A 25,985-nucleotide genomic window follows, 5' to 3' on the forward strand; every position below is an offset into this window, starting at 1 on the left:
ATGTCACATAATCGATATTTTTATGCATTTAATCTATAAAAAATAGTGTTTAATAATTCTAAATCCTTAACTTTGAATTTTGTATATTCTTACAAATTATTTAATAAGGTTTCAGTACATGAAAGCAAAAATTACTTTATTAGCACTTTTTGGCATTTTTCAAACACTGCTTTCGCAAGAAGGTTTACCCACTTATCAAGATTACTTAACAAGTAGTTGGTACCTTATTCACCCATCCATGGCTGGAGCCGCCGAATCTAACCAAATCCGCTTAACAGGTCGTTCACAATGGTTTGATGTACAGGATGCCCCAACATTAGCTACAGCAAGTATCAACGGAAGAATTAGAAATAATATAGGAGCTGGTATTTTAGCCTTTAGTGATACTAATGGTAATTTTTCTCAAAATGGTTTTTATGCTACGTTTTCCTATCATTTAAATTTAACATCTAGACAACTAAGTTTAAACAGAATCATTTTTGGAGTTAGTGGCGCCGTAATCCAACAAAAGATTGATGAACGTGATTTAATAAATCCACGTTTTAATGACCCTGCAATAACAGGTAACGTACTTGCCGATAATTATTTTGATACCGATTTTGGAGTATCTTATTTAAACAATGATTTCTTTCTTCATTTTACCGTTAAAAATGCCCTATCAATAAGTAAACTTCGTTTCAATTCTTTTAGCAACACAGAACCCGAAACACAACGCAGGTTTATTTCAACTATAGGTTACACTCTCGGTGTAGGTGACAATGGATTAAGTTTTGAACCTTCATTTTTATACTTAACTACTCCATCCATAAACGAACAACTAATGGATGTTAACGCCAAAATTTATAAAAGTTTTAATGGTAATAAATTTTGGGGAGGCTTGTCATACCGTGTAAATTTTGAAGGCACTCCTATTACCACTGACAATCAAACTGTGGAAGAACAACGATTTCAATCCATTAGCCCTTTTGTTGGTATGAACTACAAAGACTTTGTTTTTGCCTATACTTATACCAATCAATTAAACGAAGTAACTATTAGTAATGCTGGTTTTCATCAAATTACCTTAGGCTATAATTTTGGGGGTAATAAATATCGAGGCGCCGAAAAAAGATGGCATTGTAACTGTCCTGCCATTAACGATTAGATTAATCCGTTATTACTTCGTACAATTCGCAAAAAAATCATAATTTCAGAAATGGATAAAACAACTCTATCTTAAAAGAGTTAATTTTACACTTATTCCAATTCTTTTTTTATGAAGTTCGAACTTGTATCTGATTACAAACCCACAGGAGACCAACCTGAGGCTATAAAACAATTAGTTAACGGATTAAACTCCAACACACAATTTCAAACTCTTTTAGGAGTAACAGGTTCTGGTAAAACATTCACGGCCGCCAATGTAATTACCGAAGTACAAAAACCTACCTTAGTTTTAGCACATAATAAAACTTTAGCGGCTCAATTATTTCAAGAATTTAAACAATTCTTCCCTAATAATGCAGTGGAATACTTTGTTTCATATTATGATTATTACCAGCCCGAAGCCTTTATTCCAACTACTGGAACTTATATTGAAAAAGACTTATCCATTAACGATGAACTCGAAAAACTAAGACTAAGTACTACTTCCTCCCTCCTTTCGGGAAGAAGAGATATATTGGTCGTAGCATCAGTTTCATGTCTGTACGGAATTGGGAATCCTGATGAATTTCAAAAAAGTATTATTTATTTAGAAAAGGATCAGGAAATATCTCGCACCGAATTATTACACCTATTGGTGCAAAGTTTATACGCCCGTACCGAAGCTGAATTTTTACCAGGAAACTTTAGAATTAAAGGAGATACTGTTGATATTTATCCTAGCTACGCCGATGATGCCTTTCGCATTCATTTTTTTGGTGATGAAATTGAAGAAATAGAATCTTTTGACCCCAGAACCAAAGAAATCTTGGAGCAGTTTGAAAAACTGAGTATCTACCCTGCGAATATGTTTGTGACTTCGAAAGAAGTATTAAATGGAGCCATAGACCAAATAGCTTTAGACTTAGGAAAACAAGTGGAATACTTTAATGAAATAGGCAAACATTTAGAGGCAAAACGCTTGGAAGAGCGCACTAATTTTGATTTGGAAATGATTAAAGAGTTAGGCTACTGTTCCGGTATTGAAAATTACTCCCGCTATCTTGATGGGCGTAAACCAGGAACTCGCCCCTTCTGTTTACTTGATTTTTTTCCTGATGATTATTTAATGATAATTGATGAAAGTCACGTAACCGTTCCACAAGTACATGCCATGTATGGCGGGGACCGTTCTCGTAAGGAAAACTTAGTTGAATATGGTTTCCGATTACCCGCAGCCATGGACAATAGGCCTTTAAAATTTGAAGAATTTGAGGTCATGCAAAACCAAGTGCTTTATATAAGTGCAACTCCTGCTGACTATGAATTACAAAAATGCGAAGGCGTGTATACCGAGCAAATCATTAGACCAACGGGATTATTAGATCCCATTATTGAAGTTCGACCAAGCTTAAATCAGATAGATGATTTGGTGGAAGAAATGCAATTACGCATCGATAAAGATGAACGCATTTTGGTGACTACCCTTACCAAACGTATGGCCGAAGAATTAGCTAAATACCTCACCCGAATTAATGTTCGTTGCCGTTATATTCATAGTGATATTGACACGTTGGAACGTGTAGAAATTATGCAAGACCTCCGAAAAGGTTTATTTGATGTACTTATTGGAGTTAACTTACTCCGTGAAGGCTTGGATTTACCCGAGGTTTCATTAGTTGCCATTTTAGATGCTGATAAAGAAGGTTTTTTACGTAATGTGCGCTCACTAACACAAACCATTGGTAGAGCAGCCCGTAATGTAAATGGAAAAGCTATTATGTATGCGGATAAAATTACTGCTAGTATGCAAAAAACCATTGATGAAACCGCTTATCGCAGAAGCAAACAAATGAATTACAACACCAAAAATAATATTGTTCCACAACCTTTAAACAAGCCTATTGACAATAGTTTAAATACTACAAAAAAAGAACCTTATAAAATTGAGGCTGCAGCCACATTAAAAGCTGCTGAAGAAGAAGTAGTTTATTATTCAAAAGATCAACTACAAACTCGTATTCGAGGACTTAGAAAGGATATGGAAACTGCGGCCAAGGATCTAGATTTTATGAAAGCAGCAAAACTACGAGATGAAATTAAAATGTTACAGGAAAAGGTAAAAGAGAAATAATGGAAGGTGATAACCTATTTATTACCTCAAAAAAATCTGACTATTTGCTACACTCATTTGGATTTCTTTATCTGTATTTCTAGATGTTGAATATCCATTTAGCATTTGGTTATAATTATCGCCAAGCGAGGTTAACTGCATTGTGTTTTCTGGGATTTCGATACGACTACGATTCCCTGTGTAAGCAAAATTGTAAGGAGATTTAGGTAGCGTAATTCCTATATCACTATTTTTAGATATCAATGATAATTTTGAAAATTTTTCATCTAATTTTAAAATATTTACCATTCCAAAAAGACTTTCTATTGTTCCTTTTCCACTTAAAGATTCGATTTGAACACGACTAGATTTGGCATATAAATTAATATCATCAACTTGGTTTAGTGTTGATTTTTTCACATAACCTAAAGATAAATTCCCAGCTTCCCAGTGATTAACCGACACTGGTGCAAATGAAACTACTAAATCAGTATCAACTCCCGAAACCTTTTCGGCATTAAAGGGCGTATATTTCATTTCTGCCTTGGCATTTGCTAACTCATTGATAACACTCACCTTTCCATAACGTGTTTTAAACCTCAACTTTGCACTAAGTGGAACATAGACTTCTAATACTTTTTTTGAAGAAACTTCTACTGTTGAAGTTGCACTAAGCGTTTGTGAAAATTGAATATAATTTGGTTTATTCACAACAACATTATTCGGTACCAAAACTTCATTAACCACATTAGAATTAGTTACTTGTTGTAAATTAGACGTTGCATTTTTAGACCATTTACGTACTTCGGTAGCAGATTTAGGATCTAAATCTTTAACTAAATTGTATTCCCAAATTTTAAGATAAGTTTCGCCTAATTTATCGTAGGCATTAAAATCAAACTGTAATTGAGCCAAACTGCTTTTTAATGATGCTGGTATGGGGTTATTTTGCACATTTTCAAGTACAGGGGCCATCATAGCTTGCATTAACTGTGCTAGTTTTTCCTGAGATATGTCACCTGTTATATTGTAAGCTGTAGTAGAAACTGTTCGTTTTGGTCTACGAGAAGCATCTGATGAAATGATCAATAATGAATCATTCTCATTAATTTGCACTTCCCATAAATCAACTTGTTCCTTGAGTCCTTCTGTATCTTCTGCTGCGCCTTTTACATAAGCATTAACAAAAATTTGATCCTTATCCCAACTTTTAAAAACAATATCGGTGTACAAGGCATTAAGCTCTAATACAGCTATGCGTTTTGTAGTAAATTCTTTTTTTAATTTGGAAACTATGCTTTGTGCTAAAAAAACCTGTGCACTAAATAGGAAAACAACCGCAACTACTGCTTTATTAAGCTTGATGATTCTTGTATGTTGGGTTAGTATATTCATGTAGATTTTTAAGTTTTTCCTTCAATTGCTGTAGCAATTCTAATCGCATTTGTAAATTTTGTATTAAAGCTTCAAGCGTTTGTGAATTTGTGCCATCTTGCCTTAATTCCTTTTGTAATGTTTTATACTCTTCATCCAACTGACTTAAATGCTGCATAAAACTATCCACAACACTTTTATTATCATCATTAATTTTGAGCTGAGCTAATTCAACATTAATGGATGTTAAATAATAATCTTCAACTTTTTTAAATTCTGGAGAGACATCTGCTAATGAAGGTAAAACAGCTTCATTAACCACACTCATATTATATACGTTTAAATCATCGGGCTGTTGCACTTTATTTGTTGTATTTAATCCTGTAAACACATAAGCTCCTAAACCTATAGTTACTACAACTGATGCAGCAATTGACATATACCAATTTGTGTTTTTCTTTAAAACCACTACATCATCAGCCCCATTCACTTCATCAGGAAAAGCCTCATTGAGTTTGTCTAAAAAACGAAGTTCATGATTGTCATTAATATCAACTGAACTTTGGTCTTTAAATAAGTCACCTTGTAATAATTCTCTAATATCCTGTCCCATGTTTCAAGTGCTTTAATTGCTCTTGTAAGCGTTTCTTCCCTCTATGTACCAATGTTCTTGATGATACTGCCGTAATTCCTAAAATTTCAGAAATTTCGTTATGATCATATCCCTCTAATAAAAATAAATGTATTGGATATTTATATTTTTCAGGCAAACTTTCAATAGCTTTCTTAACCTCATCGGCAGTAGTCGTATCTTCAACTTCCCAATTTTCAAACTCATCTGGAGTCCCCATGATTTGCTCATTGAGCGCAGTTGTTTCCAACTTGCGTGCCTTAAGCATATCAATACTCTTATTAATTACAATTCGTTTTAACCAAGCTCCAAAAGTAACATCACCTGTAAATTGATCTAATTTTGAAAAAGCTTTTATAAATGATTCCTGCATAGCTTCTTCGGCCAAAAAAGAATCTTTAAAAAAACGATACGCCACAAAGTACATCCCACGCGAATATTTATTGTAAAGCTCCATCTGGGCTTTACGATCCTTCTTGCGGCAGCGTGCTATTAATTTTTTATTATCCACAGTAGTTAGTATATACTTTTAATACGTTACAATTTAATGATTGTTGCAAAAAATAAAAAAAAATCTTTGAAATAGTATAAATAAAGTTTGTTACCAACCAAAAACACCTGAATTGTTCAATAATTCAGGTGTTTTAGTATTGCATCTTCTTTTTAGACTATTCGTCTAATAATAAATTTAATGTAACGTCAATATTATCCTCAGTGGCACGTGAATAGGGACAAACTTCATGTGCTTCATTAATCAAAGCTTCCCCTTGATCCACAGAAACACCTGGAATATAAGTATCTAAAATTACTGCCAATTGAAAATCCCCTTCTTCATTTTTACCTAATGATACTTCGGCTGTAACCGAAAAATTACCTAAATCAATCTTTTGCTGATCAGCAACATGTTGTAATGCACTTCCGTAGCATGATGAATATCCCATAGCAAATAATTGCTCGGGATTTGTTCCACTACCACTATTACCACCTAACTCTTTCGGCACACTTAAATCTAATGACAATTTACCATCAGCTGTTGTGGCTTTTCCTGCTCTACCTCCAGCTGTTGTAGCTGATGTTGTATACAATGTTTTCATTTTAAACTAATTTAGTTAATTATTATAACGTTCAATTTCTCGATCATAAAAGGTACTTGCTGCTTCGACAATTATTTGCGATTCTTGTAACAATTCTTCTTCATCATTTTTGTCAAATTCTTCCAGCCATTCCACCTCATCATCAACAAGGTTAATTATACAACGGGGAAACTCGGTATGAATTACAAAAATGGCATCGGGATAATCAGTATTATCACCTAATAAAAATTTGGGAAATTCCATTCTACTTTTGAAGTTTATTAAATATACTAAATAAATACTTTTCTCTAGATTTTCTTTAAAACGATTTGTTTATTAAATTCATTTACCAAAAAACACGTAAGCTTAGGTTGGGAGTAATCCCTAAAGCTTCATAATTTAAGGTAAGAAAGTCCTTTGATATGCTACCTGGTGTCGATCTAAATTCACGATTTATAATTGATTTTCTATTATAAATATTAAGTACCGAAAACCCTAACTGATACCTAAAACTATCTGAGAATTTAAAATTATACAACATGGATGCGTCTAGCTTATGATAGACTGGCAAATTATCTTCATTAAGGTTTTTTAAATCAATACCATCACCCGTCAACACTACAGAATCAGAATCTGTAGCAGCCTTACCTGTGTGCCACAACCAACTTAATGAGAATTGAAATTTTTTATACTGATAAAAATGCAACCATTTGAAGGTATGATCTATGTTTAAATTGGCCGTGAAAAATTTATTATCGTTTAAATCTTCAAATTTATTTTTTTGATTTGTGTAACTATAACTTACCCAAGAGGCATAATTTTTATACTTCTTTTTAACAAACATTTCGACCCCCTCTACATTATTTAGTCCTAAAATTAACCGTTGACTATCTGGCGTTAAAAAACCTGTGGTTAATGAGGTAACATTATTTGTTCTTTTAATGTAACTATCAAACTCTATAAACCAAGTTTTAGTTTTATACGTAGCTCCAAATGATACTTGCCTTGTTCTTAATACATCAAATTCATTATCCGTAACTCGCCACAATTGATTTTCAAGAGACAAACTACTCACAACCGATTCTTGAATTTGAGTTATAGCTTGACTTCTTAATGAAAAAGAAGTATTTACATTTACATTAGGCAACACGGGTACTTCTAAATACAACCTGGGTTCAATAAACACATCATTAGTTATGGAATAAAAATTTCCACGAACACCCATTTGTAACAAAAATTTATTTTTTGATTTTATCTCATATTGAGAAAATACACTATGAGTATCTAATTCACTTTTTTCTTCATCTTTGACTACCGAAATACTAAAAAATCTACTCCTTAATGCAAATCGGATATTCGTTTTGGAATATTCATACCCCAACTGTAAACTTGATTGTTTTCCTAATTTTAGTACTCCAAAAGTTTGTGCTCCTATATCATTTATAAAATTTTGCTTACTATCTTCTTTTTCTGAGGAAGCTATGTCATCTTCTATATTACTAAATGTATAATCTAATGCATAATTCGACAAATTAACCTTAGTACTTTGCGAAAACCTATCACTATACCTTCTCTTCCATTGTATATTGTAACCTTCATTTTCAGTAATTAATTCATCAGAAAACATGATATTCCCAGTACTACTATCAAAACTTAAATCATTTTTTGTAACTAAAGCATTTACTTGTAAATCATCTTTTTCCGAAAGTTTACCTTGTATACTAAAACTATAATCTACAAAATAAAAGCTATTTGTGTTGTTTGAAGATGACTCATTAATTTTAGTATTCTGAAATACGCGCTCTGCCATTTGCTTATAGGTGGGTGATTCCCATAAATCATTAAAGGACCTTCTGCCTGCTATTTCAATTGATAATCGATCTTTAATTATTGGAACTCTAGCAAAAGCATCTGCATGTATCAAATTTGTACCTATACCTCCTTCGAATTTTGAAGCTACCTTTTGAGAGGATTTTAAATCTATAACTCCTGCTACTCGATCTCCAAATTGTGCATTAACTCCTTTACTATAAAAATCAATTTCTTTTATTAAATATGGATTAAATGAAGATATTAAACCAAAAAAATGACCTTGATTATAGCTTTTTATCCCATTCCACAATACTAAATTTTGATCCGGTGTACCACCACGAACACTAAGCCTAGAAGCAGTTTCAAATGGACTTTGTACTCCGGGTATATGCTGTAAACTTTGCATTACATCTGGCTCAGTTAGTCCTGCTATTACACTAAACTTTTTGGGGGTGAACATTATTTTTTGGAATTTTTTATCAACACCCTTTGTCAAATATTGCCACAGATTTACTTCCTTTAACTCTTGATGATAAATAGAAAAAAATAGGTCTGGACATTTCTCTTTAAAAAGTTCACTTGCCTTTTTTTTCTCCAAGACACTGGCATTGAATTCAAAAACTAAGGAACTGTTGTAAGGTACTTGTATTTCAAAAAAACCATTTTGATCACTATAAGTTTGCTTTAAATTAAATACCGAACTTATACTTATACCACTTTGGATTTTCCTATCTAATCTAGTTATACCACATATTGTAATCATGTCATCATCTAAAAATGGTCGAATGACTACTTTTTTATCTTCTACAAATTCAAAACGTAAATGAACTTGCTTTTCTAATGAACTTATTATTTTGGTTAGATTATCGGAATTTATAGGTTTTACACTTTTACCTACATAAGAATCTATATATGTGAATTTTAAGTCAAACTTACTTTCTAGAGTTTGGATATATTCTTTCAGAATGACAGTTTCAAGATCATTTTCCTGAGCTCGAACATTCATTACAAAACAAAATAACGTGCACAAGCACAATACCCAAAACTTTTTTTGACTCATTTATTTTTTCACTTGGCGTAAAATACGAATTTCTTTATCAGAAACAAATTCATATTTTACTCCCAAGGTACCAAATACCATATATAATGCCTTATTTAAATCTTTATTAGAAAAACTTCCTGTAAAAACAACATCACTGCTAATTGACTCCATGTTAAGCACTTTAACACCATACTGACGCTGTAATGACGTAATCACATGGCTTACTGGTACTCCATTAAAAAGTGTTTCGTTTGTTGTTGTCCAACTTGGAGCTAAAGCCTCAAAATTCCATTGTTTTCCTTTATCCTTATATAGTTGATAAGCATTTCCTTTAGTTAAAATCACTTCCCCCTCATTTGTAGTAACACTCACTCTACCTTCAAAGCACTTTACAATCAATAAATCATCATTTATAGTGTTTACAGTAAACTGTGTTCCCAACACCTGAACTGTTCCAATAGTAGTTTTAACACTAAATTTCTCTCCTTTTTTAACCTTAAAATAGGCCTCTCCGTCTAATTGAACTTGTCTATTACTATTATCCCATTGTCCCTTATCAACTTTAGCTGAAGCCATTCCATTCAAAATAACAGTAGATCCGTCTGGTAAAGTAATATTTTTATGTTCTGCAATACCACTTTCATATACAGTATCTGAAAAGTTAAATGTATATAAACCTATAGCCAATATTAGACAAGCTGCAACTGCTCCAACCCATTTGTAAAGCGAAATTACTTTAGTCTTTTTAGGGGTATTGATTCTATTTTTCAGTTTCGAAAACGCTTCGATTTCATCATAATCTGAAAAAGACATGTTCGATGTGACTTTATTAATCCTAACATATTCCTCATAATGCGGATGCAACTCAAAATCAGCTAGTTGATCTGGTGTTAATTCACCCGATAACCATTTCGCTAAAAAAGTTTCGTCAAGTTTGTTATCTTTCATAATTATAAGCTCTATACAATTAATACGCTTATTGCTAAGATTTACCCTACCCCCTTGTAAATTTTTTTTCTTACAATAATCGAGCATTTACCCCTTTAGCATCTGTTTTTCAGAGACAAGCATATTATACTTATCTATTTTAAATATCTCCAATTTCTGATCTTACTTTCAATAATGCTTTGTGCATTAGTTTTTCAACTGCTTTTACAGATACTCCTGATAGTTCGGCAATCTCCTTATATGTTTTTTTCTCTATCCGACTTAACATAAATACCTGACGTTGTCTATCAGGTAAATTCGCAATAATACGCTTTACCTTTTCTTTAAACTCTGTTTCTTCCATTAAGAACTCTGGAGATTCACTTGTGACAATATCATTTTGATGCATCACAATATTTTGATGCTTAAATTTTACCTGATCATGTCTCTTGGTACTTATTCCTAAATTAATGGCAATTTTGTATAAATAACTTTTGGCTGTTTCAGGGTTAACTTTATCACAATTTTTCCAAAGTTTAACAAAAGCTTCTTGCACCAAGTCTTCTGCCAAATCCATTTCTCCAAATTTCACAAACAAAAAATTCCTTAAAGCTCTAGCTTGAGCTTTAAAAAACAATTCGTAAGTCCGGTCTCCACACAAGGAAGTTTCTTTTGAATTTTGCATTAAAAATTATTTACAGAAGCCAAAAGTAATTTTTTTTTTATATTCATTCTCGTCAAAAAAATTATTTTTATTAGGGGTAGGGTAAATCGTACTCTAAGCGTTTTAAGATTAAGTAAACAACTAACATAAATTCCATGTTTTCTAACGTAAATGTTACCAAAAAAATCTCATTTACTATTAAATACTAGAACATTTCTGTTATTAGTTCAAATAATTAATATATTGCATATTTAAGATCAATTGAAAAAACAACATTACTACATATCGCTTATTTTTTTCATGCTTCTTTTAGGCTGTGTTTCTGAAGAAGGTACTTTTGAGGAAGACATCATGTCACCTACAAAAACTTCATTTGCACCCACCATGTTTGATTACCTTTATAATCTATCGGGTAATTGCTTTGAATTAGAATTCCCTTTGAGCGTGTTTACTAACACAGGAATGCTTATTACCTTTTTGGATCAAAATGGTGTTAATGAATTTAAAAATACTCAAAACTCAAATTTCTTTATCGAAGGTATCACCTTCCCTTTTTCTGTTACTTTAGATGAAGCATCTTCCTTAACTATAAGAGATAATAATGATTTTTCTAACTTACTAACTACATGCTCCGTACCCTCATTTAGTATGATTTTATCACAAGGTATTGTTAGTTGTTTTGATTATGAATATCCTTTACAGGTTACATCAACTTTAGACCAAAGTAACTCTAGAGCTGTTAATAATTCAATAGATTTTCTTGACTTTTTAACTGATTTAAATTTTTCACAAATAACCCTTGATTACCCTGTCACTACAGATACAGGAATAACAATTAACAATCAATTTGAGCATTTTAATGCTTTAAGAAACAATTGCAAAGTAATTATTACGCCTATAGACGAAAATGATGATTGTCCTGATTTATTTGATTTTGACATTGAATACACAAAGCCTCAAGTAAATAACACTACCTATACTTTTACATTAAACATATTGGATGACCATACACCAACAAAAATAGAGTGGTTAATTAATGATCAAATTATAGAAGGTGAAACGGAGACAACATTAGCATATGATATTATTAAAAATGGCGTATACAATGCATGCGCTAAGCTAACTTTTTCTGGATGTACAGAAGTTGTTGAGGTGTGCCAAATCCCGCCTCTTTTTGTAATCGATATTAATGAATTTTGTAGCCCTAACGTAGAATTAAAAGTTGAAAAAAGCAGCCTTAATCCTGCCGAATACAATTTTAAAGCTATTTATAGATCTATTGACCATGATGATATCACCTACACATGGACGATAGACAATGGCATTACTTTAAATAGTACTCCTATTACAGAAACATCTAACGAACTTACTTACACTTTTTCCAAAGCAGAAACAAATAGAATATGTGTTACCGTAAATAACCCTAGTTGTTTTAGCGATGACGACATAATTACAGACTGTAAAATAATTACTATTAATGATGAAGACTTATAGTCTTTAGCATCATCAATTATTCTCGATTCACTTAATTACAATATGTAAGCTTATACATAAACTCCTTTTTTGATTACACTTTACTAATTAGTGATAATCGTATTAAACTATGTAATAAAGACAGCATATCCATCTTTAAAAAGGTTCAAAAAAGTAATATTAGCCAAAAAGGCTAACTATTCTACTACCAATAGAATAATAATCTTTTTATTCATGTAATTCAGTTTTAATTGACTTATTAAAAAAAATTAGGGTTTTTAAATACTGTGGTGTTATAGTAATTGTAATTAAAAATAATACCATGAAAACTATTTCAAGATTATCACAACTTCTAACTTTATTGTTATTAACACTATTGCTAAGCTGTAGTAACGATGATGACACTTCTACAATCCTCCCTTCTGGAGAAACAGAAAAAATAGCTACTGAAATTAAGTTTCAAGAATTTCCAGATATCAACAAACTATATGTTGGAAAAGGAAATAAAAATTCGGATACTGTTATTATATTCGAACAAGGAGGTCCTTCAATCGAATTAAGTTTATACTGTTTAGAAAATGTAAATACTGATAATCCAGAAGAAAACAACGACTTAGCAGATCATTTAGTTGATTATTACCGCGTTTATGCACATCAAGCATTAAGCTTTGATAAAAAAAACAATAAAAAAGACAAAATAAATAAACAAGAAGCTCTTAGGCTTAGAGAATTGAATGCAGACATACTAAATGCACTTATTACACAATTTAAAAATAACGGCAAAACAGTAATCGTTATAGGGCACTCATATGGCGGCTTTGTGATCCAACAATACCTTTCAAAGTTTGGAAACAAAAAAGCTGATAAATTTATCATTATGGCATCTAGATTAAATATGGATTTACAAATAAGCGAAAGTTGGAAAAAAATAACCCCAAATCACTTTGACATTGATGGTAAAACCATTCTTCCTTATAAGGAAGAAAAAGAAGATTTAACTGATCCCGAATCTCCTCAAAATGCTCCTTTGATTTTTAGTTTAGGTGGTTACCATGTTGAAGAACGATTTACAGAAACTATCAAAATTACTAGCATTGAAAACCTTTTATATGTGCATGCTTTAAACGACCAACAAACAGGACGATTATCTATAGAGGAACTCCATTTTTTAAACCAACGTAATTCAAAAATTATTGAAATCCCAAATACTACCGAAGACGGTCATTCCGCTCCTTTTATTGAACCTTATGCATCACAAATTTCAGATTTCATTAATAAATAAATCGAATTCATTAATTTTCAGATAGGTAACTAAAGCCAGGTGTATACCCTAATTTAAACTTTAAGAAATTGAGATCAAATCAAACCGCCTCTTTTGACCAAAATTAAGAAACCACTTATATTTAAAGTAGTTCACCTCTTATTAATATAATTTTAACGCATTTTTCCGGTTAAAAAATATAATATCTAGTCTTTTTAAAATAAACTAAAATATATTTGCCAGAATTTACCGAATATAGAATTTACAAGCATGAATTTGCATTTTTTTAAACGTCATTTTTTTCTACAAATTTTTATTCTTTTAGTTGCATCAACTAATCTAATAGCCCAAGTTAAAGCTAGTGGAAAAGTAGTTGATCAAAATAACGAACCGGTACCCTACGCCAATGTCTATTTTCCCGGTACTATTATTGGAACGGTAACCAACGAAGATGGAAGCTTTTATTTAGAAGATGAAACCTATCACTCATCACTTATTATTTCATTTATTGGATACAAAACCACTACCATTAATTTAAATAAAGGAGCTAACTATAAATTAGTAGCTAAAGTGGAAGAAGAAACTAGCTCTTTAAACGCAGTACATATTGTTACAGGAAAACAATCTAAAAAGAATAATCCCGCTATTGATATTTTACGTAAAATATGGAAGCATAAACGAAAAAATGGTGTAAAACAATTCAAGCAATATGCCTATAACAAGTATGAAAAGCTTGAATTTGACCTCAATAATATTGACAGTACCTTAATAAATAATCGCATGTTTAAAGGCATGCAATTTATTTTTAATTACCAAGATACTTCCCGTATTTCGGGAAAAACATTTTTACCTATATTTATTAATGAGTCCGTGTCCAAAGTATATGGAGACAATCTTATTAACAAAGAAAAAACAGAACTTTTAGGAAATAAAAATTCTGGTTTTAGTAACAATCAATCGCTTATTGCTTTTGTAAAAGACTTGTATACAACTTATGATGTGTATGACAATTACATAAAACTTTATGACAAAAGTTTTACTAGCCCACTCTCCAGAACTGGTGTAAACGTATACAATTATGCTTTAACCGACAGTGCTTATATTGACAATAAATGGTGTTATAATATTGTATACTATCCGCGTCGCAAAAACGAACTTACATTTAAAGGTGACTTTTGGGTAAACGATACTACGTGGGCAATAAAAGACATTAATATGGAAGCCACCAAAAGTGCCAATATTAACTGGGTAAAAGAGCTTTATATTGAACAAGAATATGACGTACTCAACGATTCTTTATTTTTAATTACTCGTGACTATTTCCAAACAGACTTTACACTTAACAAAAAAGAATCCTCCAGAGGTTTATACGGAAAGCGTACCTCTTTGTATGATTCATACAAATTTGACGAACCAAAAAAAGAAAAATTCTATAAGAGAGAGGTTAATCCAACTACATTTGACGCCTACCAACGTGATGACAATTTTTGGGAAACAAACAGACTGGAAAAGCTAAACAAAAATGAACGACAAGTCTATGGCATGCTAGACACACTTAAACAAGTAAAAGCTTTTAAAAACCTATACACTATTAGTGAAATTTTAGCTAGCGGTTACATTAACTTAGGAAAAGTTGAATACGGCCCTGTGTTTTCAACCGTAGGCTATAATGAAATAGAAGGCTTTCGTTTACGATTAGGAGGGCGCACCTATACTGGCCCAAATGATTTATGGCGTTTACAAGGTTATACTGCTTATGGGTTTGGTGACAACAAATTCAAATACAGTATAGCTGCCAAGTTTTTACTAAATAAAAAGAATCGTTTAAAATTAACCTTTGGTAACCGAAGAGATGTAGAGCAATTAGGTGCCAGTTTAACAAACACTAATGATGTACAAGGGAGAAGTTTTGCCTCCAATACACTTTTTGGAGTTGGGGATAATCGCACACTTACTAATATTAATTTAACATCACTTAATTTAGCCTGTGAGCCTGTAAAAAACCTAGTTGTTTCTTTAAGCAGCTCGTACAGAACACTCAAACCTGCAAACCCTAATTTATTCAGCTTAAGTTACTTTACGGATAATACATTTACAAACACCAAAGAAACTATTGAACAACTCGAAGTAGGCACAAAAATAACCTACACCCCGCGTAAAAAAACTACTGGTTATGGTGTTGACCGTTTTAAAGTAAATAAAAATAGCCATCCTATATTATTTTTAGAATTTAACAAAGGATTAAAAGGTCCTTTAGGTAGTGATTTTGATTATGAAAAAATCCAATTGTTTTACAAACAACCCTTTAATATAGGAGGTTTTGGACGCTTACGAAGCACCATTGAACTTGGAAAAACCTTTGGTACAGTACCTTTAGGTTTACTAAGTATTGTTCCTGGAAATCAATCCTATTTTTCTATATACAATACTTTCCCGATGCTTAATTTTTACGAATTTGCCACAGACACTTATAGTTCTTTACATTTAGAGCATAATTTTGGTGGGCGTATTTTTTCGCGAATTCCATTATTGCGCAAACTTAATTTGAGAGAATTAGTTTCATTTAGAACCATTTCAGGTAGTATTTCCGATAAAAATAAGGCCATTGATAATTCTGGAAGAACACTATTGGCTCCCTCCTCAACTCCTTATTATGAATACAGTTTAGGTGTTGGTAATATTTTTAAGTTAATCCGTATTGATTTTAACTTCCGTGGAAACTATAAAAATAATACTGATGCTCGTAATTTTGGAATTACTGGATCGTTTGGATTTTTCTTCTAAATAAGAAAGAAGAGCTTTTTAAACAAAAAACCCTTTAAAAAAAGGGCTTTTTTGTTTTATACAGTATCCCAACCTTATTATAAAGCAGGTATAATTTGCTTTTTACGTGATACTATACCCGGTAATACAACCAATTCTGAAGTTGGCACTGCTTTAAATGAATTTTCTGCAATAGTTTTCACAGATTCATTAGGCACAAAAAAAGTAGCCTCTTCGTTTAAAATATCAATAACAAAAAGCAATACTTCATCCAATTCTTCACTTTCTTTAACTGTCTCTATCGTTTTTAAAATACTCTCTTTACGATCTAGAACTATATTTGGCGCCGTAGTTTCTAATACTGAAATACGGTATTTTTTACCTCCTACTTCGTATTTTTTGCTATCCATTTTTATCAAATCCTCATCAGAAAAATGAGATACATCCGATTTTGCCTCAAACATTTGTATAGCATAAGCTTCCATATCAATACCTAATTGATCTGATAAAAATTGTGCAATCTCTCGATCTTTATCTGTTGTTGTAGGACTACGAAACTCCAAGGTATCCGATAATATACACGACAACATTAAACCTTTAATGGCTTTAGGCATTTTTTCAATATCATTAGCAGACATCATGGTATACATAACCGATGCACATGACGCCAAAGGCTTGATACAAATATCAATTGGACCAGAGGTATGCAAGCCTCCTACCAATTTATGATGATCTATTATTTGAATAATCTGTGTCTTATTAATATTATCAAAAAGCTCTTTAGGGTTATTCGTGTCTACAATAATCACTTGATCTTCTTTTGAAACAGAACTTAAAAGCTCTGGGAGTTCAACCCCCCAATGTTTCAACACAAATAAAGTTTCTGTATTAGGCGTTCCTAATACATAAGCTTTCGCATTAACTCCTTTTTCATTTAAATACCATGCCCATACTAAGGCTGAGGCGGTAGCATCTGTATCCGGAGATTTATGTCCGAAAATTTTAATTGACATTCTATACTGTTTACAATTTTGCTGCGAATTTATGAAACCTTTTTCATTTAACCCGAATCATCGATTATTTCTATGGATTTAATTCCCTCAAATACAACTTAAACTACAAATAACTCTTTAAACGAACTCAAATTATACATTTTAAAGTCTATTACATATTTAAACCCTTGCAAATCAATTATTCTTCAGTACTTTTTCATTTGACTATAGCGATGCTATTCCAAAATTTAAGAAAACATTTGATTTTATTATGTTATCAATCCACTTAACGAATTTAAAACACCTAATTCAAGTTAAAACAAAAACTATATTTCTGTTATATTTTAATGATTCTATTGGATAAAGTAAGCTTTGCTTAGTACCTTTGCAACCAACTTTTAATTAAGAAAAGACTTCGTAAAAAAAACAAAAAAGAGGCCTGTTACAATTATACTTATCAACTTACAAAAGTTAATTAAGTTTTTACTAGCCTAAGTCTAGACTTAAAAGCAAATTCCGCAATGTGGATTAAAGAACAGTAAATGAAAAAAACAGTTGTATTAGGAGTTCTTTTTATTTTACCATTAGTAGCTTATTTATTTTTTGCTTCTGGGGTAAATCATTTTTCCAAACTCCCTGTTTTAGAACCTCAAATTGGTGATATTACTAAATTTGTTTCTCCTTCCGATAGTATTTCCTTTAAAAATCATATCACTATTCTTGGTTTTATGGGAAGTAACCTAGCCGTAACCAAAGGAAATATTTTTAATATAAATCAAAAAATATACAATTACTTTCATGGTTTTTCCGATTTCCAGATGCTCATGCTCATGCCAAATGGCACACAAAATGAAGTAGCTAAAACGATGGCAGAACTCGATGGATTGACAGATACACATAAATGGAAATTTATATATGCCGAACCTTCAAAAATTAGATCATTTTTTAAAACATTAAATTCACCTTACGCACTTGATGCATACTTACACAGCCCCCAAGTATTTATTATTGACAAAGAAGGAGGGTTACGCGGACGTGATGATGACGAAGAAGTTGGTAAATTATATGGTTACAATTCGGGATCGGTTTCTGAAATTAATGGAAAAATGAAAGATGATGTTAAAGTAATTTTGGCTGAATATCGCTTAGCGCTGAAGAAATATAACGATTCAAAAACTAAAATTTCGGAATAAAAATGAAGAAGTATTCATATGTAGGTATATCATTTATTATACTCCTTTTTGGAATTATTTTTGTTCCTCGAATTGTAAATCGTATTAAGGACACCAAAATTGTGAGCAACAGTCGCATGAGCGCCGACAATAAATTGACCAACGAAAAACTAGGTTATATTTTAATCAATGGACAAAAAAAGAAAATCCCTGCTTTTGCATTACAAAATCAGGATAGCTTATTAATTACACAGCATGATTATAAAGGCAAAGTTACCGTAGTAGATTTCTTTTTTGTGAACTGTCCTACAATATGCCCGAAAATGACCAGTAATTTGGTGCATTTACAACATACTTTTAAAGCAAATCCTAATTTTGCTATCGCATCCTTTACTATAAATCCAAAATACGATACTCCTACTAAGCTCAAAAAATATGCTGAAGCGCATAAAGTGACTAACCCATACTGGCATTTTTTAACGGGTGATAGAGACCAAATATATGGTTTAGCTAAAAATTCTTTCAATCTATTTGCGGAACAAAATCCAAATGTCCCTGGTGGTTTTGAACATTCAGGATATTTTGCGTTGGTAGATAAACAAGGTTTTATTCGTTCACGTTATGACGCTTACGGCAACCCAATTATTTATTATCGAGGAACTGTTAGTTTAGAAGAAAAAATAGCCGACAATGGCGAAGAAGAGCAAATAAGCATACTAACAAAAGATATTCAAAAATTACTAGAAGAATAATGAAACAGTCGAATATTGAAAAAAAGCAAAACCGTATTATTGCTGTCCTATCCATTGTAATTCCTCTGGCTGTAGCAGCTTTATTTACAGTACGCATTCCAGGTGTAGATCGTTTAGGTTTTTTACCTCCAATTTATGCTTCCACTAATGCTATTACTTCGGTATTATTAGTTTTTGCTGTTATTCAAATAAAAAAAGGAAATCGAATAATGCATGAAAAATTAATAAAAGCAGCAATGGTACTCTCCGTTCTTTTTCTACTGTTGTATGTTGTCTATCATGCTACGGCTGATGCTACAAAATTTGGCGATACTAATTATAATGGAATCGTTGATGCTGCCGAAAAATTAGCCATTGGTTCAAGGGCATATATTTACTATTTCTTATTACTCACTCACATACTTTTATCTATTATTGTAATCCCTTTTGTACTTGTCACTTACGTTCGTGCCTCAAATGGAAACTTTGAACAGCATAAAAAAATAGCGAAATACACCTTTCCGTTATGGTTATATGTAGCCGCTTCCGGTGTTGTTGTTTATTTAATGATTTCTCCCTATTATCCTGCATAATGAAAAAAACACACCTACATATTAGCTTTTTACTTCTTTTTCTTTTCGCGAAAATAAACACTTGGGCACAATGCGCTATGTGCAGAGCTGTTCTAGAAAGTGAAGAAGGAAAAAAACTAGCCGAAGGTGTTAATGATGGTATTACTTTTTTAATGGTTATTCCTTATATACTTGTTGCCATAGTTGGTTACCAAGTTTTTAAAAAGAATAAGTAACTATTTCCTACAATTACTTATTTATTTTTTGTGTCAAATAAATTGACACATCTCTCCTACACTTCAGTTATATAAATATATTTACCCGTGTACTACGTACACTATAAGGCTATACCTAATAGTACATCTCCCGACTATTAGTAAAAACTATAGTCATCATTAAATTTAAGAGAATTTTAAGATTTTAAGCCTATCTAAGTATTTGATTATTAATTTTTAATTCTTTTATTTGTAGTGTACTAGTTTAGTGGTACACCTGAGTGTTGAAATTATATAACCAACTTAAATAATGAACTCATGATTGAAATCAAAGATTTACACAAATCTTATCAAATGGGCAGCAATTCTTTGCATGTTCTCAAGGGAATTGATTTTAATGTCCAAAAAGGAGAATTGGTTTCAATTATGGGCTCCTCTGGTTCAGGAAAATCTACCTTATTAAATATCATCGGTATTTTGGATGAAGCTGATCAAGGTACCTACACCCTAGACAATACGCTTATTAAAAACCTAAATGAAAAAGTAGCCGCAGAATATCGAAATAAATTTCTAGGTTTTATTTTTCAGTCTTTTAACCTTATCAATTATAAGAATGCTATTGATAATGTTTCTCTTCCTCTTTATTACCAAGGTGTAGCTCGTAAAGAACGATCTGAAAAAGCCTTACATTATTTGGAAAAAGTTGGATTAGCCGATTGGGCAACGCACTTACCCAATGAACTTTCAGGTGGACAAAAACAACGTGTAGCCATTGCTCGCGCATTGGCTTCTGACCCAAAAGTATTATTAGCCGATGAACCGACTGGAGCCTTGGATACCAAAACCTCTTACGAAGTTATGGAACTCATCCAAAATATTAACGACGAAGGAAAAACAATACTTATTGTTACCCATGAGCCTGATATTGCTCAAATGACAAAACGAATTGTAGACCTTAAAGATGGTCTTATTATAAACGACACCTACATTGAACCCGTAATAGCGAATGCTCATGTTTGATATTGAACGCTGGGAGGAAATTTTTGAAGCTATATCTAAAAACAAGCTTCGTACTTTTTTGACAGGACTTTCTGTAGGTTCAGGGATTTTTATACTTATCATTCTTCTGGCCGTAGCCGATGGAATGAAAAATGGTACAAAAAAACAATTCGAGCGTGATATAGCTACAAAAATTAGCTTTTGGACGGCAAGTACCTCTAAAGAATATAAAGGATTTAATATAAATAGGTGGATTTCATTTAAAAATAACGATTACAACTACGTAACAGATCAATATAAAGATGAAATTGAATACAAAACTACCGATTTTAGAAATTGGGGTGCCCGAGCTATTTACAAAGACAAAAATGGCTCTTATCAATTTAGAGGAGTTATGCCAGATATGTTATTTGTTACTAATGCCACATTAAACGCTGGGCGTTTTATATCTGAAAGAGATATAAGTAACAATGCAAAAGTGGTAGCTATAGGAATAAGAGTCGCTAAAGATCTATTTACAGATTATACTAAAGCCGTAGGTGAGGATATAAAAATTAATAATATCAAATTTAAAGTCATAGGCGTATTTACAGATGCCGGTGGTGAACGTGCCAATAGTATGTTATATTCCCCATTACCTATTGTTGCTCAACTATATAATAGACCACGTGATGTAGGTAGTTTTGATTTTACATTACAACCCGAAGATGACTATAATTTAGCCCTACAAAAATCTGAAAAATTTGCAGAACAAGTTAAAACATACCTTCAAAAAAAACATCATGTACATCCAGATGATTTAAAAGCTATTCGCTTTTATAATGCTGTGGATGGAAATAAAGATTTATACATGTTAAACCTAGGTATGAAAGTATTTTTCTGGGGTATTGGTATTTTAACATTAATTGCTGGGATTGTAGGTGTAAGTAACATTATGCTAATCATTGTTAAAGAGCGTACAAAGGAAATTGGCATACGAAAAGCCTTAGGTGCTCAACCTAAATCAATTGTAAAAATGATTCTACATGAATCCATCTTTGTAACCTCAATTTCAGGTGGTATTGGATTAATATTTGCTTTGGCTTTGCTAGCCTTGGTAGGCCCAAAAATAGAAACCGATTTTATTTTAAATCCTAATGTAGAATTTGGCGTTGCCATTATTACCGTGCTACTTTTAATTATTGCTGGTGCAGTTGCTGGTTACATTCCTGCCCGCCATGCTTCCAAAATTAAACCCATAATAGCTTTACGTGATGAATAGTTTATTTAATAAAGATTTATGGAAAGAAATTTTACAATCCATCACTTCCAATGGATTTAGAACAATAATTACCTCTTTTGGTGTTTTTTGGGGTGTTTTTATACTCATACTATTACTTTGTGCATCCAATGGACTTAAAAACGGTATTGAAAACTCTTTTTCTGGGATTTCAACAAACTCCATTTTTATATGGGCTCAAGGGGTCTCTATGGAATATAAGGGATTACCAAAAAATAGAGAGTATAATTTTAAAATGCAAGATGCCCAAGCTATTAGAAACAATATAAAAGGTTTAAAAACAGTATCACCTCGTAATCAACTTGGTGGTTGGGGAGTTTCCAACACCATCACCCATAATTTAAATGAAGGTTCCTTTACTGTAATGGCCGATTTTCCAGAAATACTTGAGCAAAAGTCTTTAATAATGGAACAAGGGAGGTTCATTAATTATAATGATATCGAACATAATAAAAAAAATGTTGTTATCGGCTGGGCTATTATTGATGAACTATATGAAAAAGGTGAAGAAGTAATTGGAAGCTATATTAAAATTCAAGGAGTTAGCTTTAAAGTAGTCGGGGTATACAAAGATATATCCATGCAAGGCAAAAGACAGATTGAAGAACAAAAATACATTCATGTCCCCTTTTCCACCTTTACACAAGTATTTAATGAAGGAGATAAAGTCCGTTTTTTTCATATTACCGCTAACGATAATCAATCGATTTCAGAAATTAAAGAATCTATTTTTTCTTTGCTAAGAAAACGTCATTCTATTCACCCAAAAGATGATAGAGCCATCGGTAATTTTGACCTAAATAAGTTTTTTACCAAATTTGGAATGCTCTTTTTAACCTTAAAAATAGTGTCCTACTTTGTCGGTATCCTCATTCTATTTTCGGGAATTATTGGAATAAGTAATATTATGCTTATTGTAATAAAAGAACGTACCAATGAAATTGGTGTTCGCAGAGCCCTAGGTGCCACGCCCGGTAATATCCGGAAACAAATATTACTCGAATCATTATTCCTTACTATTATTTCGGGAATGACCGGAGTTTCATTAGCAGCATTAATATCCTATCTGATCAATTTGCAATTAGACAGTCAGGATCCTGCTACTTCAGAATCCTTACTTTATAACCCATCTGTTGATTTAGTTACAATAATTACGGTACTCATTATATTAGTAATAAGCGGCTTAATTGCAGGCTTCATACCTGCTCAAACAGCCATTAAAATAAAACCAATTGAAGCACTTAGAACTGAATAAATTACACTCATGAAAAAATCAAAAACTATACTCATTTTAGTCTCCATTGTACTATTTTTTGGACTGTCACTATTTTATTTCTGGAAACGTAACCAAAAACCTGCTGTTGTTTATAACACTAAAAAAGCTTCGGTACAAACCATTACTTTAAGTACTATTGCTACTGGAAGTGTTGTACCCGACGAAGAAGTATCTATTCGTCCTAATATTTCCGGAGTGATAAAAGATATCTATGTCGAAGCTGGTGATTTTGTAAAAACTGGTGATAAAATTGCGCGTATTAAGGTCATTCCTAGCATTAATAATTTACAAGCCTCTCGTAACGGTGTACAAAGTGCTAAAATCAATTTAGAAACTCAGAAAAAAATATTCAACCGTCAAAAAGAACTTTTTGATAAAGGAGTAATCTCTGCTAATGACTTTGATCAAAGTAAAAATGCTTTCGATCAAGCCAAACAAACTTATGATTCTGCCAATGAGAATTATCAAATTGTAAAAACAGGAACTGCACAAGGTTTTAATAACATTGCCCAAACCATAATTAAAGCCACTATAAGTGGCCAAATATTGGATGTTCCTGTGGAAGAAGGTGTCCAAGTAATACAAACCAATAATTTTAATGAAGGAACTGAAGTAGCCTCCATTGCCGATGTAAGTAAAATGATTTTTAAAGGAAAAATCGATGAAAGTGAAGTAGGTAAAATTAAAGAAGGTATGCCCATAAAAATTACTATAGGAGCTATGCCAGATCAAGAATTCGATGCCAAGCTTAACTACATTGCCCCAAAAGGCTTTATGGTAAACGGAGCTGTACAATTTGACATTGAAGCTAAACTAAGTATCTCGAAAGATGTACTAATTAGAGCTGGTTTAAGTGCCAATGCCTCAATTATATTAGATAAAGCTACTGATGTTTTAGCCATGAGTGAAGCGCTTTTGCAATATGATAAAGAAACTAAAAAACCCTATGTTGAAATTGAAACTGGCGAACAGCAATTTGAACGTAAAGATCTTACATTAGGAATAAGTGATGGAATTACCGTTGAAATTAAAAACGGAGTCACTAAAGATGATAAAATTAAAGAATGGAATGCCATTACTGTGCCCGAAGAAACCAAAAAGAATAAGTCCTAAACTATGAAAAAGTTATTTATAACCACATTTGCTATAGTTGCTTTTTATAGTTTAGGTCAAGCCCAAGAAAAAGCTAAAAAAACAGTCTGGAGCATACAAGATTGCATAGAATATGCCATTGAAAACAATTTACAAATCCAACAACAACAATTAGATTTACAGGATGCTGATATTAATGAAAAAGATGCTAAAAATACCTTTTTACCCGATCTAAATGGAAGTGCTGGAAACCAATGGAGTTTTGGTTTTAGTCGTGATGCTTCAGGGGTTTCTGCAGAAAGAAACACCAGAGGATCTAGCTATTCGTTAAGGTCAAACGTGCCTATTTATAACGGATTACAAAATTATAATAGAGTACAAAGAGCCAAACTTCAAAAAGTAGCCAGTCAATTCAATATTGAACGTTTAAAAGATGATATTCGAATAAATATAGCCAATAATTACCTTCAAATTTTGCTACAGCAAGAAAATTTAAATGTACTTAACGCTCAAAATAAGATTACATTAGAACAAATTAAGCGTACACAACAGCTTATTGATGCTGGTAATTTGCCTGAAGGTGATGTATTGCAATTAAAAGCTACTGCTGCAGAAAATTTACAAAATATTGCTACAAGTGAAAATAGTGTAGCCATTGCTAAATTAGGACTAAAACAATTACTACAACTTAACTTTGACAATCCATTTGAAATTTCACAAATAGAAATTGAGCTTGACGAACTGTCTATTTTGGATAAAGAAATAAAACAAATTGTAGGCACTGTATTGGAAAATAGAAACGAAATCAAATTTGCTGAACAAAATATAAAACTCGCAGAAAAAGATATAGATATTACTAAGGGAGCATTTTTACCCACACTTTCTGGCTTTGTAGAATACGGAAGTCAAGAAGTGGATATCGAAGGATTTCCTTCAAGACCTTTTTTTAATCAATTAAATGATAATAAATCTTTTAGTATTGGAGCTAGACTAAACATGCCTTTATTTAACCGCTTCCAAACAAAAAATGCAGTTTCTCGTAACAAAGTAAACGTATTACGTACTCAAAATCAATTAGAACAAACCAAGCAGCGTATTACCCAAAATGTATACCAAGCCTATTTGGATGCTAAAGCCAGTAACAAATCATATGAAGCAGCAAAAGTTGCTGTAACTGCTCAAGAGCGTGCTTTTGAATATGCTAAAAATCGATTTGAAGTAGGTATTAGTAATTCTCTTGATTTTACACAAGCACGTATTGCATATCAAAATAGTCAAACCCAATTACTAAGAGCTAAATACGATTTTCTGTTTAAAGTAAAGCTATTGGAATTGTACTATGAAAGTCCAATCAAATAAGTTCAATAAAATATAAATTTGATTTTATATAAACCAAAATGGT

23 protein-coding genes are annotated in these 25,985 nt (G+C 32.0%); 14 read left to right on the forward strand and 9 right to left on the reverse strand.

Annotated elements, in window-relative coordinates; all coding sequences use genetic code 11:
• The first annotated feature begins 118 nt into the window (after positions 1 to 118).
• Both KQA_RS0204840 and uvrB read left to right on the forward strand, forming a co-directional pair.
• Entirely contained in the window at positions 119 to 1,144 is a 1,026-nt protein-coding gene (locus KQA_RS0204840; protein ID WP_010178671.1) for a PorP/SprF family type IX secretion system membrane protein, read from the forward strand.
• 111 nt (positions 1,145 to 1,255) lie between these two features.
• Positions 1,256 to 3,256, forward strand: a complete 2,001-nt coding sequence (gene uvrB / locus KQA_RS0204845) for an excinuclease ABC subunit UvrB (RefSeq protein ID WP_010178674.1) — start codon at positions 1,256 to 1,258, stop codon at positions 3,254 to 3,256.
• 21 nt (positions 3,257 to 3,277) lie between these two features.
• On the opposite strand, the gene KQA_RS0204850 is transcribed toward uvrB, so the two are convergent.
• The 8 genes from KQA_RS0204850 to KQA_RS0204885 form a co-directional block, all read right to left on the reverse strand.
• On the reverse strand, positions 3,278 to 4,630 hold the full coding sequence (locus tag KQA_RS0204850; protein ID WP_010178676.1) for a hypothetical protein: 1,353 nt from the start codon (positions 4,628 to 4,630) through the stop codon (positions 3,278 to 3,280).
• On the reverse strand, positions 4,590 to 5,222 hold the full coding sequence (locus tag KQA_RS0204855; protein WP_010178678.1) for a hypothetical protein: 633 nt from the start codon (positions 5,220 to 5,222) through the stop codon (positions 4,590 to 4,592). The genes KQA_RS0204850 and KQA_RS0204855 overlap by 41 nt, the downstream gene beginning before the upstream one ends.
• Positions 5,206 to 5,697, reverse strand: a complete 492-nt coding sequence (locus KQA_RS0204860) for an RNA polymerase sigma factor (RefSeq protein ID WP_010178680.1) — start codon at positions 5,695 to 5,697, stop codon at positions 5,206 to 5,208. Before KQA_RS0204860 ends, KQA_RS0204855 begins: the two co-directional genes overlap by 17 nt.
• 211 nt (positions 5,698 to 5,908) lie before the next feature.
• Complete coding sequence (locus KQA_RS0204865; RefSeq protein WP_010178682.1) at positions 5,909 to 6,334, reverse strand: organic hydroperoxide resistance protein; 426 nt, start codon at positions 6,332 to 6,334, stop codon at positions 5,909 to 5,911.
• A gap of 15 nt (positions 6,335 to 6,349) precedes the next feature.
• The gene (locus KQA_RS0204870) at positions 6,350 to 6,577 is read right to left on the reverse strand and encodes a hypothetical protein (protein ID WP_010178684.1); all 228 of its coding nucleotides are present in this window, start codon (positions 6,575 to 6,577) and stop codon (positions 6,350 to 6,352) included.
• A gap of 82 nt (positions 6,578 to 6,659) precedes the next feature.
• On the reverse strand, positions 6,660 to 9,185 hold the full coding sequence (locus tag KQA_RS0204875) for a TonB-dependent receptor plug domain-containing protein (protein ID WP_010178686.1): 2,526 nt from the start codon (positions 9,183 to 9,185) through the stop codon (positions 6,660 to 6,662).
• Positions 9,186 to 10,115, reverse strand: a complete 930-nt coding sequence (locus KQA_RS0204880) for a FecR family protein (protein ID WP_157366588.1) — start codon at positions 10,113 to 10,115, stop codon at positions 9,186 to 9,188. It abuts the gene before it with no gap.
• Between the two features lie 139 nt (positions 10,116 to 10,254).
• Positions 10,255 to 10,779: an RNA polymerase sigma factor gene (locus tag KQA_RS0204885; RefSeq protein ID WP_010178690.1), complete on the reverse strand. Its 525-nt coding sequence runs from the start codon at positions 10,777 to 10,779 to the stop codon at positions 10,255 to 10,257.
• A 240-nt stretch (positions 10,780 to 11,019) separates the two neighbouring features.
• On the opposite strand from KQA_RS0204885, the gene KQA_RS0204890 reads away from it, so the two are divergent.
• From KQA_RS0204890 to KQA_RS0204905, 3 genes are all read left to right on the forward strand, one after another.
• A complete protein-coding gene (locus KQA_RS0204890) occupies positions 11,020 to 12,252 on the forward strand; it encodes a hypothetical protein (protein ID WP_157366589.1) in 1,233 nt (410 codons plus the stop codon).
• Between the two features lie 301 nt (positions 12,253 to 12,553).
• Positions 12,554 to 13,513, forward strand: coding sequence for an alpha/beta fold hydrolase (locus KQA_RS20480; protein WP_010178694.1), 960 nt, complete (start codon positions 12,554 to 12,556; stop codon positions 13,511 to 13,513).
• Positions 13,514 to 13,762: 249 nt separating this feature from the next.
• Positions 13,763 to 16,276, forward strand: a complete 2,514-nt coding sequence (locus KQA_RS0204905) for a DUF5686 and carboxypeptidase-like regulatory domain-containing protein (RefSeq protein ID WP_010178696.1) — start codon at positions 13,763 to 13,765, stop codon at positions 16,274 to 16,276.
• A 77-nt stretch (positions 16,277 to 16,353) separates the two neighbouring features.
• Here the strand turns inward: KQA_RS0204905 and KQA_RS0204910 are convergent, their stop codons facing one another.
• The gene (locus KQA_RS0204910) at positions 16,354 to 17,268 is read right to left on the reverse strand and encodes a manganese-dependent inorganic pyrophosphatase (protein WP_010178698.1); all 915 of its coding nucleotides are present in this window, start codon (positions 17,266 to 17,268) and stop codon (positions 16,354 to 16,356) included.
• Positions 17,269 to 17,789: 521 nt separating this feature from the next.
• On the opposite strand from KQA_RS0204910, the gene KQA_RS0204915 reads away from it, so the two are divergent.
• The 9 genes from KQA_RS0204915 to KQA_RS0204955 all read left to right on the forward strand — a co-directional run bounded on the left by KQA_RS0204915 (position 17,790) and on the right by KQA_RS0204955 (position 25,942).
• A complete protein-coding gene (locus KQA_RS0204915) occupies positions 17,790 to 18,440 on the forward strand; it encodes a hypothetical protein (protein WP_010178700.1) in 651 nt (216 codons plus the stop codon).
• A 2-nt stretch (positions 18,441 to 18,442) separates the two neighbouring features.
• Entirely contained in the window at positions 18,443 to 19,171 is a 729-nt protein-coding gene (locus tag KQA_RS0204920) for an SCO family protein (RefSeq protein ID WP_010178703.1), read from the forward strand.
• On the forward strand, positions 19,171 to 19,743 hold the full coding sequence (locus KQA_RS0204925) for a DUF420 domain-containing protein (RefSeq protein WP_010178705.1): 573 nt from the start codon (positions 19,171 to 19,173) through the stop codon (positions 19,741 to 19,743). Before KQA_RS0204920 ends, KQA_RS0204925 begins: the two co-directional genes overlap by 1 nt.
• Positions 19,743 to 19,958 (forward strand): hypothetical protein, encoded by a 216-nt coding sequence (locus KQA_RS0204930; RefSeq protein WP_010178707.1) that lies wholly within the window; start codon positions 19,743 to 19,745, stop codon positions 19,956 to 19,958. The genes KQA_RS0204925 and KQA_RS0204930 overlap by 1 nt, the downstream gene beginning before the upstream one ends.
• Positions 19,959 to 20,255: 297 nt before the next feature.
• A complete protein-coding gene (locus KQA_RS0204935) occupies positions 20,256 to 20,957 on the forward strand; it encodes an ABC transporter ATP-binding protein (RefSeq protein WP_010178708.1) in 702 nt (233 codons plus the stop codon).
• Positions 20,950 to 22,197: an ABC transporter permease gene (locus KQA_RS0204940; protein WP_010178710.1), complete on the forward strand. Its 1,248-nt coding sequence runs from the start codon at positions 20,950 to 20,952 to the stop codon at positions 22,195 to 22,197. Before KQA_RS0204935 ends, KQA_RS0204940 begins: the two co-directional genes overlap by 8 nt.
• Positions 22,190 to 23,470, forward strand: a complete 1,281-nt coding sequence (locus KQA_RS0204945) for an ABC transporter permease (protein WP_010178712.1) — start codon at positions 22,190 to 22,192, stop codon at positions 23,468 to 23,470. The genes KQA_RS0204940 and KQA_RS0204945 overlap by 8 nt, the downstream gene beginning before the upstream one ends.
• Before the next feature lie 9 nt (positions 23,471 to 23,479).
• On the forward strand, positions 23,480 to 24,604 hold the full coding sequence (locus KQA_RS0204950) for an efflux RND transporter periplasmic adaptor subunit (protein WP_010178714.1): 1,125 nt from the start codon (positions 23,480 to 23,482) through the stop codon (positions 24,602 to 24,604).
• Between the two features lie 3 nt (positions 24,605 to 24,607).
• Positions 24,608 to 25,942, forward strand: coding sequence for a TolC family protein (locus KQA_RS0204955; protein WP_010178716.1), 1,335 nt, complete (start codon positions 24,608 to 24,610; stop codon positions 25,940 to 25,942).
• The last annotated feature ends 43 nt before the right edge of the window (positions 25,943 to 25,985 follow it).

This window comes from Aquimarina agarilytica ZC1, assembly GCF_000255455.1.
GTDB classification, from domain to species: domain Bacteria; phylum Bacteroidota; class Bacteroidia; order Flavobacteriales; family Flavobacteriaceae; genus Aquimarina; species Aquimarina agarilytica.

Excerpts from the sequence above, each read along its gene's own strand:
- KQA_RS0204840 (WP_010178671.1), top strand. The coding sequence starts at position 119 with ATGAAAGCAAAAATTACTTTATTAGCACTTTTTGGCATTTTTCAAACA.
- uvrB (WP_010178674.1), top strand. The coding sequence starts at position 1,256 with ATGAAGTTCGAACTTGTATCTGATTACAAACCCACAGGAGACCAACCT.
- KQA_RS0204850 (WP_010178676.1), bottom strand. The coding sequence starts at position 4,630 with ATGAATATACTAACCCAACATACAAGAATCATCAAGCTTAATAAAGCA.
- KQA_RS0204855 (WP_010178678.1), bottom strand. The coding sequence starts at position 5,222 with ATGGGACAGGATATTAGAGAATTATTACAAGGTGACTTATTTAAAGAC.
- KQA_RS0204860 (WP_010178680.1), bottom strand. The coding sequence starts at position 5,697 with ATGGAGCTTTACAATAAATATTCGCGTGGGATGTACTTTGTGGCGTAT.
- KQA_RS0204865 (WP_010178682.1), bottom strand. The coding sequence starts at position 6,334 with ATGAAAACATTGTATACAACATCAGCTACAACAGCTGGAGGTAGAGCA.
- KQA_RS0204870 (WP_010178684.1), bottom strand. The coding sequence starts at position 6,577 with ATGGAATTTCCCAAATTTTTATTAGGTGATAATACTGATTATCCCGAT.
- KQA_RS0204875 (WP_010178686.1), bottom strand. The coding sequence starts at position 9,185 with ATGAGTCAAAAAAAGTTTTGGGTATTGTGCTTGTGCACGTTATTTTGT.
- KQA_RS0204880 (WP_157366588.1), bottom strand. The coding sequence starts at position 10,115 with ATGAAAGATAACAAACTTGACGAAACTTTTTTAGCGAAATGGTTATCG.
- KQA_RS0204885 (WP_010178690.1), bottom strand. The coding sequence starts at position 10,779 with ATGCAAAATTCAAAAGAAACTTCCTTGTGTGGAGACCGGACTTACGAA.
- KQA_RS20480 (WP_010178694.1), top strand. The coding sequence starts at position 12,554 with ATGAAAACTATTTCAAGATTATCACAACTTCTAACTTTATTGTTATTA.
- KQA_RS0204905 (WP_010178696.1), top strand. The coding sequence starts at position 13,763 with ATGAATTTGCATTTTTTTAAACGTCATTTTTTTCTACAAATTTTTATT.
- KQA_RS0204910 (WP_010178698.1), bottom strand. The coding sequence starts at position 17,268 with ATGTCAATTAAAATTTTCGGACATAAATCTCCGGATACAGATGCTACC.
- KQA_RS0204915 (WP_010178700.1), top strand. The coding sequence starts at position 17,790 with ATGAAAAAAACAGTTGTATTAGGAGTTCTTTTTATTTTACCATTAGTA.
- KQA_RS0204920 (WP_010178703.1), top strand. The coding sequence starts at position 18,443 with ATGAAGAAGTATTCATATGTAGGTATATCATTTATTATACTCCTTTTT.
- KQA_RS0204925 (WP_010178705.1), top strand. The coding sequence starts at position 19,171 with ATGAAACAGTCGAATATTGAAAAAAAGCAAAACCGTATTATTGCTGTC.
- KQA_RS0204930 (WP_010178707.1), top strand. The coding sequence starts at position 19,743 with ATGAAAAAAACACACCTACATATTAGCTTTTTACTTCTTTTTCTTTTC.
- KQA_RS0204935 (WP_010178708.1), top strand. The coding sequence starts at position 20,256 with ATGATTGAAATCAAAGATTTACACAAATCTTATCAAATGGGCAGCAAT.
- KQA_RS0204940 (WP_010178710.1), top strand. The coding sequence starts at position 20,950 with ATGTTTGATATTGAACGCTGGGAGGAAATTTTTGAAGCTATATCTAAA.
- KQA_RS0204945 (WP_010178712.1), top strand. The coding sequence starts at position 22,190 with ATGAATAGTTTATTTAATAAAGATTTATGGAAAGAAATTTTACAATCC.
- KQA_RS0204950 (WP_010178714.1), top strand. The coding sequence starts at position 23,480 with ATGAAAAAATCAAAAACTATACTCATTTTAGTCTCCATTGTACTATTT.
- KQA_RS0204955 (WP_010178716.1), top strand. The coding sequence starts at position 24,608 with ATGAAAAAGTTATTTATAACCACATTTGCTATAGTTGCTTTTTATAGT.